At 60.4% G+C, this 13,211-nt stretch carries 11 protein-coding genes; 2 read left to right on the top strand and 9 right to left on the bottom strand.

What is annotated here, in order from left to right:
- Positions 1 to 3 precede the first annotated feature (3 nt).
- The 9 genes from aruF to acs form a co-directional block, all read right to left on the bottom strand.
- Positions 4 to 1,023, bottom strand: a complete 1,020-nt coding sequence (gene aruF / locus LGQ10_RS27300) for an arginine/ornithine succinyltransferase subunit alpha (protein ID WP_226523755.1) — start codon at positions 1,021 to 1,023, stop codon at positions 4 to 6.
- A 133-nt stretch (positions 1,024 to 1,156) separates the two neighbouring features.
- Entirely contained in the window at positions 1,157 to 2,377 is a 1,221-nt protein-coding gene (locus LGQ10_RS27295) for an aspartate aminotransferase family protein (RefSeq protein WP_058434465.1), read from the bottom strand.
- Positions 2,378 to 2,675: 298 nt separating this feature from the next.
- Entirely contained in the window at positions 2,676 to 3,656 is a 981-nt protein-coding gene (gene argR / locus LGQ10_RS27290) for a transcriptional regulator ArgR (protein ID WP_058434466.1), read from the bottom strand.
- A gap of 112 nt (positions 3,657 to 3,768) precedes the next feature.
- Entirely contained in the window at positions 3,769 to 4,533 is a 765-nt protein-coding gene (locus tag LGQ10_RS27285; RefSeq protein WP_226523754.1) for an ABC transporter ATP-binding protein, read from the bottom strand.
- Positions 4,534 to 4,556: 23 nt separating this feature from the next.
- Entirely contained in the window at positions 4,557 to 5,669 is a 1,113-nt protein-coding gene (locus LGQ10_RS27280) for a succinylglutamate desuccinylase/aspartoacylase family protein (RefSeq protein WP_058434468.1), read from the bottom strand.
- A 1-nt stretch (position 5,670) separates the two neighbouring features.
- On the bottom strand, positions 5,671 to 6,369 hold the full coding sequence (locus LGQ10_RS27275) for an ABC transporter permease (protein WP_058434469.1): 699 nt from the start codon (positions 6,367 to 6,369) through the stop codon (positions 5,671 to 5,673).
- Positions 6,366 to 7,055, bottom strand: a complete 690-nt coding sequence (locus tag LGQ10_RS27270) for an ABC transporter permease (protein WP_058434470.1) — start codon at positions 7,053 to 7,055, stop codon at positions 6,366 to 6,368. The genes LGQ10_RS27275 and LGQ10_RS27270 overlap by 4 nt, the downstream gene beginning before the upstream one ends.
- Before the next feature lie 91 nt (positions 7,056 to 7,146).
- Positions 7,147 to 7,923, bottom strand: coding sequence for an ABC transporter substrate-binding protein (locus LGQ10_RS27265; RefSeq protein WP_226523753.1), 777 nt, complete (start codon positions 7,921 to 7,923; stop codon positions 7,147 to 7,149).
- A gap of 589 nt (positions 7,924 to 8,512) precedes the next feature.
- Positions 8,513 to 10,468, bottom strand: coding sequence for an acetate--CoA ligase (gene acs, locus LGQ10_RS27260; RefSeq protein WP_226523752.1), 1,956 nt, complete (start codon positions 10,466 to 10,468; stop codon positions 8,513 to 8,515).
- A 411-nt stretch (positions 10,469 to 10,879) separates the two neighbouring features.
- On the opposite strand from acs, the gene LGQ10_RS27255 reads away from it, so the two are divergent.
- Both LGQ10_RS27255 and LGQ10_RS27250 read left to right on the top strand, forming a co-directional pair.
- Positions 10,880 to 11,143 (top strand): DUF2790 domain-containing protein, encoded by a 264-nt coding sequence (locus LGQ10_RS27255; RefSeq protein WP_226523751.1) that lies wholly within the window; start codon positions 10,880 to 10,882, stop codon positions 11,141 to 11,143.
- A gap of 744 nt (positions 11,144 to 11,887) precedes the next feature.
- Positions 11,888 to 13,135, top strand: coding sequence for a ribonucleotide-diphosphate reductase subunit beta (locus LGQ10_RS27250; protein ID WP_058434473.1), 1,248 nt, complete (start codon positions 11,888 to 11,890; stop codon positions 13,133 to 13,135).
- The last annotated feature ends 76 nt before the right edge of the window (positions 13,136 to 13,211 follow it).

Genomic DNA, 13,211 nt, shown 5'->3' with positions numbered 1-13,211 from the left:
CCGTTAAACCGCCACCAGGCGCACGCTGGCACCCTCTCCGACGCCCAGGGCCTCGGCTGCTTGCAGGTCCAGGGTCACGGGCTTGCCCGGGGCGTAGTCCAGCTCCAGCAGCACCGCACGGTAGTCCTGCAACTGACCATTGGAGACCAGGTACTGGCGAACGCCCCCCTTGACCACCTCGCCGATCTTCACCGGCACCACGCGACTCTGGGCGATCGAACGGATCCCCGAGACTCGCGCATGCAGGGTCGGGCCACCGTCGAAAATATCGATGTAGTGATCGGTTTCGAAACCTTCGCGCATCAGGATGTCGAAGGTGATCTGCGCGCGGGGATGCACCTGGCCCATGGCTTCCTGGGCAGCATCGGGCAGCAGCGGCACGTAGATCGGGTAATGCGGCATCAACTCGGCCAGGAAGGTCCGGCTCTTGAGCCCGCACAGGCGTTCGGCCTCGGCATAGTTGAGGTCGAAGAAATTGCGCCCAATGGCATCCCAGAACGGCGAGTCGCCGTTTTCGTCGCTGTAGCCAACGATCTCGGTGACCACCGAGTCGGCAAAACGCTCCGGGTGGCCGGCCACGAACAGCAGGCGCCCACGTGAGTTGAGCTCGGCCCAGGGCGTACCCACCAGGTCCCGGACCACATAGAAACTGGTCAGCAGGCTGTTGCCCGTGAGGTCGTGGCACTGGGACAGGACGTGGATCTTGTTGTGGATCTTCAGCTCGCGGGAAGCATGGACAAAGGTTTCGTTGCGAAAGCTGTAGAACGGCTCGGAGTAGCCCGCCGAAGCGACGATGGCCGAACAGCCCACCAGCTTGCCGCTCTGGGTGTCCTCGAGCACAAAGAAATAGCTCTCTTCGCCGTTGAAACTCACCTCTGCGGCGAACGAAGTCTCGCTCGCGGCGATCTTGTCGCGCAGGCGATCCACATCATCCGGCAAGGAGGTGACACCAATCGGGCTGTCTGCAGCCAGACGCTGTACCTCGCCCAGATCGGCCATTTGCGCGGGGCGCATCACCAGCATGGTGTCACTCCTTACTCTAAAACAGGTCGGAAACCGTCCGACTCAGGGAAAAAAATGCCGGGATAACCCGGCACAGGAATGAGTGCTCGACGCCAGCGACAAGGGCCGGCGCCGAGGAATATCGCCGCCTGGATCAGGCTTGGGTCAGTTTCGCCACAGCGCGCTCGAAGCGGTCCAGGCCCTGGTCGATGTCAGCGTCCTCGACCACCAGGCTCGGCGCGAAACGCACCACGTCCGGACCGGCCTGCAGGATCATCAGGCCTTCTTTCTCGGCCGCGTTGAACACGTCCTTGGCCTTGCCTTTCCAGGCATCGCTGAGCACGCAGCCGAGCAGCAGGCCCAGGCCACGGATTTCCGTGAACAGGCCGTACTTGGCGCCGATCTGCGACAGGCGAGTCTTGAAGCGATCGTGCTTGGCCTTGACGCCATTGAGCACTTCGGGGGTGTTGATCACGTCCATGACCGCCCCGGCCACCGCACAAGCCAGCGGGTTGCCGCCGTAAGTGGTGCCGTGGGTACCGACCACCAGGTGCTTGGCCAGCTCTTCGGTGGTCAGCATCGCTGCGATCGGGAAGCCGCCGCCCAGGCTCTTGGCGCTGGTAAGGATGTCAGGGGTCACACCGTAGTACTGGTAGGCGAACAGCTCGCCACAACGGCCCATGCCGGTCTGCACTTCGTCGAACACCAGCAGTGCGTTGTGCTGGTCGCACAGCTCGCGAGCACCTTGCAGGTAGCTCAGCTCCGCCGGCATCACACCGCCCTCACCCTGGATCGGTTCCAGCACCACGGCGCAGGTCTTGTCGGAGATTGCGGCCTTCAACGCAGCCAGGTCGTTGTACGGCACATGGGTGATACCGGTGATCTTCGGACCGAAGCCATCGGAATACTTGGATTGGCCACCGACGTTCACGGTGAACAGGGTACGGCCATGGAAACTGTTGAGCGCAGCGATGATCTCGTACTTCTCGGCACCGAAACGATCGTGGGCCACGCGCCGGGCCAGCTTGAAGGCGGCTTCGTTGGCTTCTGCACCGGAGTTGCAGAAGAACGCGCGCTCGGCAAAGGTGGCGTCGATCAGCTTGTGGGCCAGGCGCAGGGCCGGTTCGTTGGTGAATACGTTGGAGACATGCCAGAGCTTGCCCGCCTGCTCGGTCAGGGCTTGCACCAGTGCCGGATGGGCATGGCCCAGTACGTTGACCGCGATGCCGCCGGCGAAATCGATCAGCTCCCGTCCCGACTGATCCCAGACTCGAGACCCCGCGCCGCGCACAGGAATGAAAGCCGCAGGCGCATAGTTGGGAACCATCACCTGGTCGAAATCGGCGCGTTGCACCGGAGCTTGCTCAACGGACATCGGAGTCTCCTGAAGAGGAACGCCCGCCTGGAACTGGCGAGCGATGGAGGGATTGTAAGGACAGTTTTGGGCCCGGCCTTGTCGCCAAGCGACAACTTCTTATAGCGCCAACCCCGGTTTTACGCGGGTTTATGGCAATGCGACAAATTGCGTCGCAAAGGCGCAGTTTAAACTGCGCAGCGCCCGAGCGGCAGGTTTGCCCGGCTAATTATCCGACTGGCCAGCAACGCCGCTGGCGCCTCCCAAAGAGAGCCTGCGGCAACGGCTACAAGGCACCGAGCTTGTGGACAGGGCTTGATCAGCCGCGCTCGGCAGGCACGGAGGAGAGTTCGAAGGGGCTGCTGCTGCGCCGCTGATTGCGATCTTCGCGCGGAGTGGCGCCAAAGAAATTGCGATACGCACTGGAGAAATGCGGACCTGAGGAGAAGCCGCAGGAAAGACCGATCTGGATGATCGACTTGCTGGTCTGCATCAGCATCTGTCGCGCCTTGTTCAGACGCAACTCCAGGTAATACTGGCTCGGCACCCGATTCAGGTACTGCTTGAAGATTCGCTCCAGCTGGCGCCGCGAGACACAGACATGCTGGGCGATCTCGTCGGTGGTCAACGGCTCCTCGATATTGGCCTCCATCAGCAACACCGCCTGGGTCAGCTTCGGATGACTGGAACCCAGGCGATTCTGCAGCGGAATGCGCTGGCGCTCGCCACCTTCGCGAATGCGCTCGACCACCAGCTCCTCGGATACCGCACCCGCCAGCTCCGCCCCGTGATCCCGGGCCAGCACCGCCAGCAACAGGTCCAGCACCGCCATGCCGCCACAAGCGGTCAGGCGATCACGATCCCAGTCGAACAAATGACTGGTGGCGATGACCTTGGGAAAACGCTCGGCGAAATCGTCCTGCCAGCGCCAGTGCACCGCGGCCCTGTAGCCATCCAGCAACCCCAGCTGGGCCAGCGGGTAGACCCCGGCCGACAACCCGCCCACCACACAGCCGGCACGCACCAGTTGCTTGAGCGCCGTACCCAGCGCCGAACCCACCGGTGCCGGAGGCTCATCAGCCAGCAGGAAGAGCTTCTGGCAACCTTCCAGCTTGCCCGCCCACGGCTCGCCCGGCAGTTGCCAGGTTCCTTGCGCCGCAGGCTCGGCCTGGAGAAAGGCCAACTCGTAGACCACTTCCGGATGAACCCGCTGGGCGACACGCAAGGCCTCCTCGGCCAGCGCCAGCGTCAAGGCCTTAGTGCTGGGCCAAATCAGGAAACCAATTCGATGGGCAGTCATGGCGGGCAATCCGAAACGAAAACAGTATGAGAAACCGAGGACGGCAGCACCAAGTTAGACCATCTGGCGCAGGGCGCTCAGCATGACCTAATTTGGTGCATAACAGCAGCTATTACTTGAGGCTGCCGGAGAGGAATTGTTGCAAACGTTCCGATTGCGGATTCACCAGCACTTCACGCGGGTTGCCGGTTTCTTCCACCAGGCCCTTGTGCAGGAACACCAACTGGTTGGAAACCTCGCGAGCAAAGCCCATTTCGTGGGTCACCACCACCATGGTCCGGCCTTCCTGGGCCAGGGACTGCATGACCTTCAGCACGTCACCCACCAGTTCCGGGTCAAGGGCCGAAGTCGGCTCATCGAACAGCATGACCTCAGGCTCCATGGCCAGGGCCCGGGCGATCGCCACGCGCTGCTGTTCGCCACCGGACATGTGCCCCGGATAGGCGTCCTTGCGATGCGCCACGCCCACCTTGGCCAGGTAGTGCTCGGCCTTCTCGCGAGCCTCGGACTTGGATACGCCCAGTACATGCACCGGCGCTTCCATGATGTTTTCCATGGCCGTCATGTGCGACCAGAGATTGAAGTGCTGGAACACCATCGACAGGCGCGAGCGCATGCGCTGCAACTGCTTGGGATCGGCGGCCTTGAGAGCACCGTCCTTGCTGGCCACCAGCTTCAGCTCTTCGTTGTTCAGCAGGATCTTCCCGGCATGGGGTTGCTCCAGCAGGTTGATACAGCGCAAGAAGGTACTCTTGCCCGAGCCACTGGAGCCGATGATGCTGATCACATCGCCAGCTGCGGCCTTCAGGGACACGCCCTTGAGCACTTCGTGACTGCCATAGCGCTTATGCAGGTCTTGGACTTCAAGTTTGTACATGCGGTCGGTTCTCACAAAAACAGTCAGTCGTTGAGCAAGCGCCCGTGACGCAGCGCTTCGCGCCCCGCCACCTTGGCCAGCCAGAAACCGGGTTGGGCATAACGTAGCCGCTCAACGGCGAACAGTACGCCGCTGGTGCCAGCACACACGGTGCTGACCCGATCGGATAAAGGATCAATCACTTCAAAAAGCGGCTCACCCACCTCCACCCAGCTACCGGCCGGACGCAGGAAGCTCACCACGCCGGGGTGCGGCGCATACAGCAATTGGGTGCCTTCGAAGGGCATGCCCTCACAGGCTTCACGCCCAGGCTCCGGCCACTGCCCGGCAATCAGTCCCTGCTCGGCAAGGAATGCCAGGATTCCCTCGGCATACGCCTCGGCCTGGGGCCGCCCAGTGTCGGCCTGACCACCCAACTCGAGAGTGGTCGCCAGGCAAGCCAGAGGAATCTGCGCCTCGGGAAACTGGCGCGACAAGCGCAACCAGGGCAGCGAGCAGGCCTCGTCGAACGAACTGCCGCCGGAGTCTTCCGCCAACAGGCCGACCCGCACATCCAGTCGGGCCGCCAGGGAGCGCCATTGCGGCCAGTGCTGCGGCAAGGCGTACATGTGCAGCGCAGCCTCGGCATCACAATGCAGGTCCAGCACCACGTCGGCCGTGCAGGCATGGGCCAGGAGCACCCGCTGCATCCCTTGCAACTGGCTGGCGGCCGGAGGCAGCTCGGCCAGTACGTCGCTCATGGCCTGGCGAATCAGTTGCACGTTGGCATGGGCATCGTCACCCAGCCGCCCTTCCAGGCGTTGGGCCACGGGTGCACTGAGTTCGACGAAATCGCGATTGAAGTTCTTGCCACTACCCGCCTCGAACCGCCCCTGGTGGTTGCCTTGCAGCAACTGTCCCAGACCCAGCGGGTTGGCCACCGGCACCAGCTCGATGACACCCTTGAGGGCGCCCTGGGCTTCCAGCTCGGCCAGGCGCTTTTTCAGTTCCCAGGCCGTACGCATGCCAGGCAACTCGTCGGCATGCAGGCTGGCCTGGATATAGGCCTTGCGCTCGCCGCTACCGAAACGGAACACCGAGATCTTGCGCTCGCTACCCAGGTGGTTCCATGGCAATACGTGATCGATGCGTTCCATATCAGTGCTTCCGCGGGGCCAGGTAGCTCAACCAGCGACGCTCAGCCATCTTGAACAGGCGCACTAGAATGAAGGTCAGGCACAGGTAGAACAGGCCAGCGGTGATATAGGCCTCGAACGGCAGGTAGTACTGCGCGTTGACAGTACGGGCCGCGCCAGTGATATCGATCAGGGTCACGATGGATGCCAGGCTGGTGGTCTGCAGCATCATGATCACTTCGTTGCTGTACTGCGGCAGCGCCCGGCGCAGGGCCGAGGGCAAGAGGATGCGGCCGTACATCTTGTAGCGCGACATGCCCATCGCCTTGGCCGCCTCGATCTCGCCATTGGGTGTGGCCTTGAGGCTGCCGGCGATGATTTCCGCGGTGTAGGCGCTGGTGTTGAGGGCAAAGGCCAGGCAGGCGCAGAAGGTCGCACTGGACAACCAGGGCCAGAGGAAGCTCTCGCGCACCGCCTCGAACTGGGCCAGGCCGTAGTAGATCAGGAACAGCTGCACCAGCATCGGGGTGCCACGGATCACGTAGGTGTACAGCCAGGCCGTCATGTTCACCAGCGGCTGCTTGGATACGCGCATCAACCCCAGGGGCAGCGCCACCAGCAAACCGAAGAACAGCGACAGCGCCAGTAGCTTCAGGGTGGTCAGCAGGCCGCTGAAATACAGCGGCAAGGCATCATAGATGACGTTGTAGTCGAAGATCATAGATCAGCCGCCCTTACGCCTACCGAGTAGCGCTTCTCAAGGTGACGCAATGCCAGCAACGAGACACTGGTGATCACCAGGTACATGGCCGCCACTGCGAGGAAGAAGGTGAAAGGCTCACGGGTGGCATCCGCCGCCTGCTTGGCCTTGAACATCATGTCTTGCAGCCCCACCACGGAAATCAGCGCGGTCGCCTTGGTCAGGACTAGCCAATTGTTGGTGAAGCCGGGAATCGCCAGGCGAATCATTTGCGGCACCATCACCCGGAAGAACACCTGCGTGCTGCTCATGCCATAGGCCATGCCGGCCTCCGCCTGCCCCTTGGGGATCGCCATGAAGGCGCCACGGAAGGTTTCCGACAGATAGGCACCAAAGATGAAACCCAGGGTGCCGATGCCGGCAGCCAGCGGATTGAGGTCGATGTAATCGTCGTAGCCCAGCAGCGGCGCCACGCGATTGAGCAGGTCCTGGCCCCCGTAGAAGATCAGCAGGATCAGCACCAGGTCGGGAATGCCACGGATCACGGTGGAGTACAGGTCGCCCAGCCAGGCCAGCCAACGTACCGGCGACAGGCGCAGCGCAACCCCGATCAGACCTAGAACAATGGCCAGGGCCATGGACGACAAGGCGAGCTGAAGCGTCAGCCAAGCGCCATCGAGGATGACAGCCCCGTAGCCTTTCAACATGATTCAGGTCCTCGAAAATTGGGATGAAAAAATGGCGCAAACTTCAGAGATTCTGCTGCTTGCGCCATCTCGGACTGACAGGTTCGACGACTTACTTGCCGTAGATGTCGAAGTCGAAGTACTTGTCCTGGATTTGCTTGTACTTGCCGTTCTCACGAATGGCAGCGATGGCGGCGTTGATCTTGTCCAGATTGGCCTTGTCGCCCTTGCGCACGGCAATCCCTACGCCGTCGCCGAAGTACTTGACGTCAGTGAAGGCCGGCCCGACGAAGGCGAAGCCCTTGCCGGCATCGGTCTTCAGGAAACCGTCATTGAGCAGGGTAGCGTCCGCCACGGTGCCGTCGAGGCGACCGGCCGCGACATCCAGGTAGATTTCGTTCTGCGAACCGTAAGGCTTGATCTGGGTACCGAGGGGCGCCAGGACTTCACGGGCGAAACGCTCATGGATCGAGCCGCGCTGCACGCCGATGTTCTTGTCCTTGAGCTCGGCCATGCCGTCGCTGACCTGGGTCCCGGCCTTCATCACCAGGCGCGCAGGGGTGTTGTAGTACTTGCCAGTGAAGTCCACGGACTTGCGACGATCATCGGTGATCGACATCGAAGACAGAATCGCGTCGATCTTGCGCACCTTCAACGCCGGGATCAGGCCGTCGAACTCCTGCTCGACCCAGACGCACTTGACCTTCATCTGTTCGCACAGAGCATTGCCGATATCGTAGTCGAAACCGACGATGCTGCCGTCCGGAGCCTTGGAGGCAAATGGAGGGTAAGCCGCTTCGATACCAATTTTCAGGGGTTTTTCATCGGCAATGGTCGGCAGGGAGAGCACGGACAGTGCCAGGGCGCCAAGAAGCACGAGTTTCTTCATTCTTAGAACTCCATCGGTAAAGGGCGAAAACGGCAGAGTGAGCAACAGCCCAATATGCGAATGGGTGAACCCTCAAAAGCGGCGCTGCGTCCTGAAAACCTCGAAAGGGGGCTTACACACAGGTAACGACGAGCGAGTGACCGGCATTCTAACGACAGGTCGGAAGCCGATATTTCCTCAATGCGACAACAAATTACACAAGCATCGAGAATGCCGGGCCGGCATATTGACAGCTCTTCAGGATTATGCAAGAGCAAAAGACAGGGAACCGATCTATGCTGCAAATTGCGGGCCTATTATTGGCAAAGCCTTCTATTCCGGCAAGCTCAGCGTGATGACTTATTTTTAATACGGATATAAAACCCCCTGAAGCAGAGCACGACGTTTCCCATCGCCCCGAAATCGAGCACAAGGTTACACCTGCAGCCGTCTCGGTAACATTCAGATACGCCTGTAGGGCAAATCGATATTTATTCAACGTTACTGCCGAGCGCCGCACCCTGCCAGCATGGCCTCGGCAGCCCGTCACGACCCATGAAAAAGCCCCGCCCGGCAAGGCCGGGCGGGGCTCGACGACTCACGTCTCGCTTCAGGCGACGTTCATGGTCTTGTGGGTGTCGATCAAGTGCTGCACTACGCTCGGGTCGGCCAGCGTGGAGATATCACCCAAGCCCTCGTACTCAGCGGTCGCGATCTTGCGCAAGATTCGCCGCATGATCTTCCCGGAGCGCGTCTTCGGCAGCCCTGGCGCCCACTGGATGACATCCGGCGAGGCGATCGGCCCGATCTCCTTGCGCACCCAGTTCTTCAACTCGGCCCTCAGGGCTTCGCTCGGCTCTTCATTGCCATTGAGGGTCACGTAGACATAGATGCCCTGCCCCTTGATGTCATGAGGCACACCCACCACTGCCGCCTCGGCGACCTTCGGATGGGCAACCATCGCGCTCTCGATCTCGGCGGTCCCCATGCGGTGGCCGGACACGTTGAGCACGTCGTCCACGCGACCGGTGATCCAGTAGTAACCATCCTCGTCGCGTCGTGCGCCGTCGCCCGTGAAGTACATGCCACGGAAGGTCTTGAAGTAGGTATCGACGAACCGATCATGGTCGCGGTACAGGGTTCGCGCCTGGCCCGGCCAGGAGTCGAGGATCACCAGGTTGCCCTCGGCAGCGCCCTCGATGATGTTGCCCAGATTGTCCACCAGGGCAGGCACCACACCGAAGAATGGCCGCGCCGCAGAGCCCGGCTTCAGCGCATGGGCGCCAGGCAGCGGGCTCATCAGGGTGGCACCGGTCTCGGTCTGCCACCAGGTGTCGACGATCGGGCAGCGAGATTGGCCGACGTTCTTGTAATACCAGTCCCAAGCCTCCGGATTGATCGGCTCGCCCACCGAACCCAGCAGGCGCAGGCTGCTGCCATCGGCGCCTTCGCAGGCCGCAGTACCCGAAGCCATCATGGCGCGAATGGCGGTCGGCGCGGTATAGAGGATGTTGACCTTGTGCTTGTCGACGATCTTCGCCACCCGGGTCACGTCCGGATAGTTGGGCACACCTTCGAACAACAGGGTGGTGGCGCCATTGGCCAACGGACCATAGACGATGTAGGTATGGCCGGTGACCCAGCCCACGTCGGCGGTGCACCAGTAGACCTCGCCCGGACGATAATCGAACACTCGCTCATGGGTCAGCGATGCATACAGCAGGTAACCGCCGGTAGTGTGCTGCACCCCCTTGGGCTTGCCGGTGGAGCCAGAGGTATAGAGGATGAACAGCGCCTCTTCGGCGCCCATTTCCTTCGGCGCGCAGACACTGCCGGCGACCTTCATCAGGTCTTCGTACCAGATGTCGCGATGCTGGTTCCACTTGATGTCGCCACCGGTGCGCTTGCACACGATGACTTTCTGGATGCTGCTGGTTTCCGGGTTGGTCAGGGCGTCGTCGACATTGGCCTTGAGCGAGATCTTCTTGCCGGCACGAATGCCTTCGTCGGCGGTGATCACCACCTTCGAACGGCAATCGATGATGCGCCCGGCCAGGGCTTCCGGCGAGAAGCCGCCAAATACCACCGAGTGGATCGCGCCAATACGGGTACAGGCCAGCATGGCCACCACCGCCTCGGGAATCATCGGCATATAGATAGTCACCACGTCGCCGCGGTGCACGTCCTGGCCACGCAGGGCGTTGGCGAACTTGCAGACTTGTTCATGCAGTTCGCGGTAGGTGATGTTGCGGCTTTCGGAAGGGTCATCGCCTTCCCAGATGATCGCGACCTGATCACCGCGCTCGGCAAGGTGGCGGTCCAGGCAATTGTAGGAGACGTTCAGGGTGCCATCGGCGAACCACTTGATATCGACATGATGGTCGTCGAAAGAGGTCTGCTTCACCGTGGTAAAAGGCTTGATCCAGTCGAGACGCTTACCCTGCTCACGCCAGAAACCGTCCGGGTTCACGACCGACTGCTGGTACATGGCCTTGTAGGTCGCCTCGTCAGTCAGCGTCTTGGCCAGAACCTCGGGACGAACGGGATACACAGAAGCCGCACTCATCTTTCTTACCTCGGTGACATAGTTGTTTTTGTATGACCCCGTTGTAGCCGGGGGAGGCCTATAGAACCATTCGACGATGGTAGTAACAACCCCCTGCCAAATACCCCGGGATTTACCAAGCCCCTTCAGGAACAGGCCCTGCAGCCAGATCTGCCCAATCAAAAAATGTTAACGAGGGCCTTTGGAGAGCGGTTTTTCGGCGATTGTTACAAAAACTGTCAAAGGTGTTTATCAAAAGTACGCCTATATGGCGGCACACCCCGCGCCTAAAATCTGCATCGCCCAACAGGCAAACTGATTAACCAAGTTGCAGCCCCCACGAAGGCAGTTAATCAAACTTCTACTCAAGTTCCACACGCAGCCCCAAAAAGGCTGCGTGACCCCACACGACCTTAGAAAGGTAAAACGCAAATGAAAGCTTTATTAGTTCTGGCCCTCAGCAGTCTGTGCGCTACAGCAATGGCTGATGAGATCCCGACTGATGTCGCAAACCAGCAAGTAGCAGTAGAGGAATACAGTTACTCCAGTGACCTGGATATCGCCAAGGTCATCTCCATGAGCGAAGTTCCAGAAGTATGCGAAGTTGTACCCGCACGCATGGAATACGAAGACTCCAAGGGACAGCGGCATATTCTTCAATACCGTGTGATGGGCAACGGTTGCTCCAACGGTTGATAACCGGACTCATGTCCAGGCTCCAATGACTGCCGGCCGCAGGAAATCCCTCTTGCGGCAACGATGCCCGCCTCCCCCTCCCCGGGAGCATCCAGAAGCATCGCCCCACGCCGTGCGATCGCGGCAATCGCACGCATCTTTTCCCGGGTTTCAGATGACCGCCCACAGCGTCGCTGAGCCCTGCTCGAAAGTCGCTGCCAATGACCAGGATTGATGGCGACTTGCCCTTGACTTGGAGATCCGCCAGGTGTTTCGAGACAGGGAAACGGCAGGTTTTGAGTTGTGTCAAAAACCTGGAAAAGGCCCTTTAAAACACAACATCTAGTAAATTTGGTTATTTTTTGAGCGATTCGAGGATTTTTTTACCAGGCTGAAAAAAAATCTTCTCCAGCCAAAGCCCTGTAAATCCGCGCTCTGCCTCAACTCCCCCACCTTCTCGAGCTCGCCTGCGCCCATCGGTCGCCCCACGCCCCTGAAAATATCCTTATAATGCGTCCTCAAAACGGGCCTGCAACATTCCCTTACCGGATGAAAACGACCTGCTGGATTGCGCACCGGAGCCGACACCCTCAGCCCTGCCCGACAGCAGCTTCGAGCACCCGCACACGAATTTCTGTTTATTGCCTGCGTCACTGCTGCAACAAACGATTTCTTTTGATTTAACGCGGCCAGTAGCGCCGTGTGAAAAGCCAAACTTTTTGTTTTCACACGGGCATCTGGCCCTCGAGCAGGAGACGACACGTCATGCTGAGCTGGGACGAATTCGATAAAGAAGAAAGCGAAACCACGGCCAAGGGCACCAACGCCGGCCAGGCTTCCGATGCCACCATGGACCGCCTCGACAGCGCCGGTGGCGCCGCCGCCCTCGAAGCCCGCGCCGTCACCTCCACCGACTCGGCTGCGGTAATCCGCGCCAAGGCCGCCCTCGACAAGCTGGATATCGCTGAAGGCCTGGCTGAACTGGAAGGTTCCGCTGCCCGTGTTGCGGTTGATGAAAAGCGCATGATCAACTGCCGCGCCGACCTCAACCAGCTGGTTCCTTTCAAATATGACTGGGCCTGGCAGAAGTACCTGGATGGCTGCGCCAACCACTGGATGCCGCAAGAGGTCAACATGACCGCGGACATCGCCCTGTGGAAGAGCCCGGAAGGCCTGACCGACGACGAGCGCCGCATCGTCATGCGCAACCTGGGTTTCTTCTCCACCGCCGACTCCCTGGTGGCCAACAACCTGGCCCTGGCCGTGTACCGCCTGATCACCAACCCCGAGTGCCGCCAGTACATCCTGCGCCAGGCCTTCGAGGAGGCGATCCACACCCACGCCTACCAGTACTGCATCGAATCGCTGGGCATGGATGAAGGCGAGATCTTCAACATGTACCACGAGATCCCGTCGGTGGCGAAAAAAGCCGCCTGGGGCCTGAGCTACACCCGCGCGATCTCCGACCCGGAATTCAACACCGGCACCGTCGAAACCGACAAGGAACTGCTGCGCAACCTGATCGCCTACTACTGCGTGCTGGAAGGCATCTTCTTCTACTGCGGCTTCACCCAGATCCTGTCCATGGGCCGGCGCAACAAGATGACCGGCGTCGCCGAGCAGTTCCAGTACATCCTGCGCGATGAATCCATGCACCTGAACTTCGGTATCGACGTGATCAACCAGATCAAGATCGAAAACCCGCACCTGTGGGATGCCGAAATGAAGGAAGAAGCCACCCAGATGATCCTCCAGGGCACCCAACTGGAGATCGAATACGCTCGCGACACCATGCCTCGCGGCGTGCTGGGCATGAACGCGGCCATGATGGAGGACTACCTCAAGTTCATCGCCAACCGTCGCCTGTCGCAGATCGGCCTGAAGGAAGAATACCCAGGCACCACCAACCCGTTCCCATGGATGAGCGAGATCATGGACTTGAAGAAAGAGAAGAACTTCTTCGAGACCCGCGTGATCGAGTACCAGACCGGCGGCGCACTGAGCTGGGATTGATACCCCGCTCGCTGCACCGGTGAATCGAAAAGCCCTGACCTGGTCAGGGCTTTTTTATGGGTCGCTTCCTTTATAT

Source organism: Pseudomonas sp. L5B5, from assembly GCF_020520285.1.
In the GTDB taxonomy this organism is placed as follows: Bacteria; Pseudomonadota; Gammaproteobacteria; order Pseudomonadales; family Pseudomonadaceae; genus Aquipseudomonas.
This window is presented reverse-complemented; position numbering and strand designations above follow the sequence as displayed.

Excerpts from the sequence above, each read along its gene's own strand:
- LGQ10_RS27295 (WP_058434465.1), bottom strand. The coding sequence starts at position 2,377 with ATGTCCGTTGAGCAAGCTCCGGTGCAACGCGCCGATTTCGACCAGGTG.
- argR (WP_058434466.1), bottom strand. The coding sequence starts at position 3,656 with ATGACTGCCCATCGAATTGGTTTCCTGATTTGGCCCAGCACTAAGGCC.
- LGQ10_RS27285 (WP_226523754.1), bottom strand. The coding sequence starts at position 4,533 with ATGTACAAACTTGAAGTCCAAGACCTGCATAAGCGCTATGGCAGTCAC.
- LGQ10_RS27280 (WP_058434468.1), bottom strand. The coding sequence starts at position 5,669 with ATGGAACGCATCGATCACGTATTGCCATGGAACCACCTGGGTAGCGAG.
- acs (WP_226523752.1), bottom strand. The coding sequence starts at position 10,468 with ATGAGTGCGGCTTCTGTGTATCCCGTTCGTCCCGAGGTTCTGGCCAAG.
- LGQ10_RS27275 (WP_058434469.1), bottom strand. The coding sequence starts at position 6,369 with ATGATCTTCGACTACAACGTCATCTATGATGCCTTGCCGCTGTATTTC.
- LGQ10_RS27270 (WP_058434470.1), bottom strand. The coding sequence starts at position 7,055 with ATGTTGAAAGGCTACGGGGCTGTCATCCTCGATGGCGCTTGGCTGACG.
- aruF (WP_226523755.1), bottom strand. The coding sequence starts at position 1,023 with ATGCTGGTGATGCGCCCCGCGCAAATGGCCGATCTGGGCGAGGTACAG.
- LGQ10_RS27255 (WP_226523751.1), top strand. The coding sequence starts at position 10,880 with ATGAAAGCTTTATTAGTTCTGGCCCTCAGCAGTCTGTGCGCTACAGCA.
- LGQ10_RS27250 (WP_058434473.1), top strand. The coding sequence starts at position 11,888 with ATGCTGAGCTGGGACGAATTCGATAAAGAAGAAAGCGAAACCACGGCC.
- LGQ10_RS27265 (WP_226523753.1), bottom strand. The coding sequence starts at position 7,923 with ATGAAGAAACTCGTGCTTCTTGGCGCCCTGGCACTGTCCGTGCTCTCC.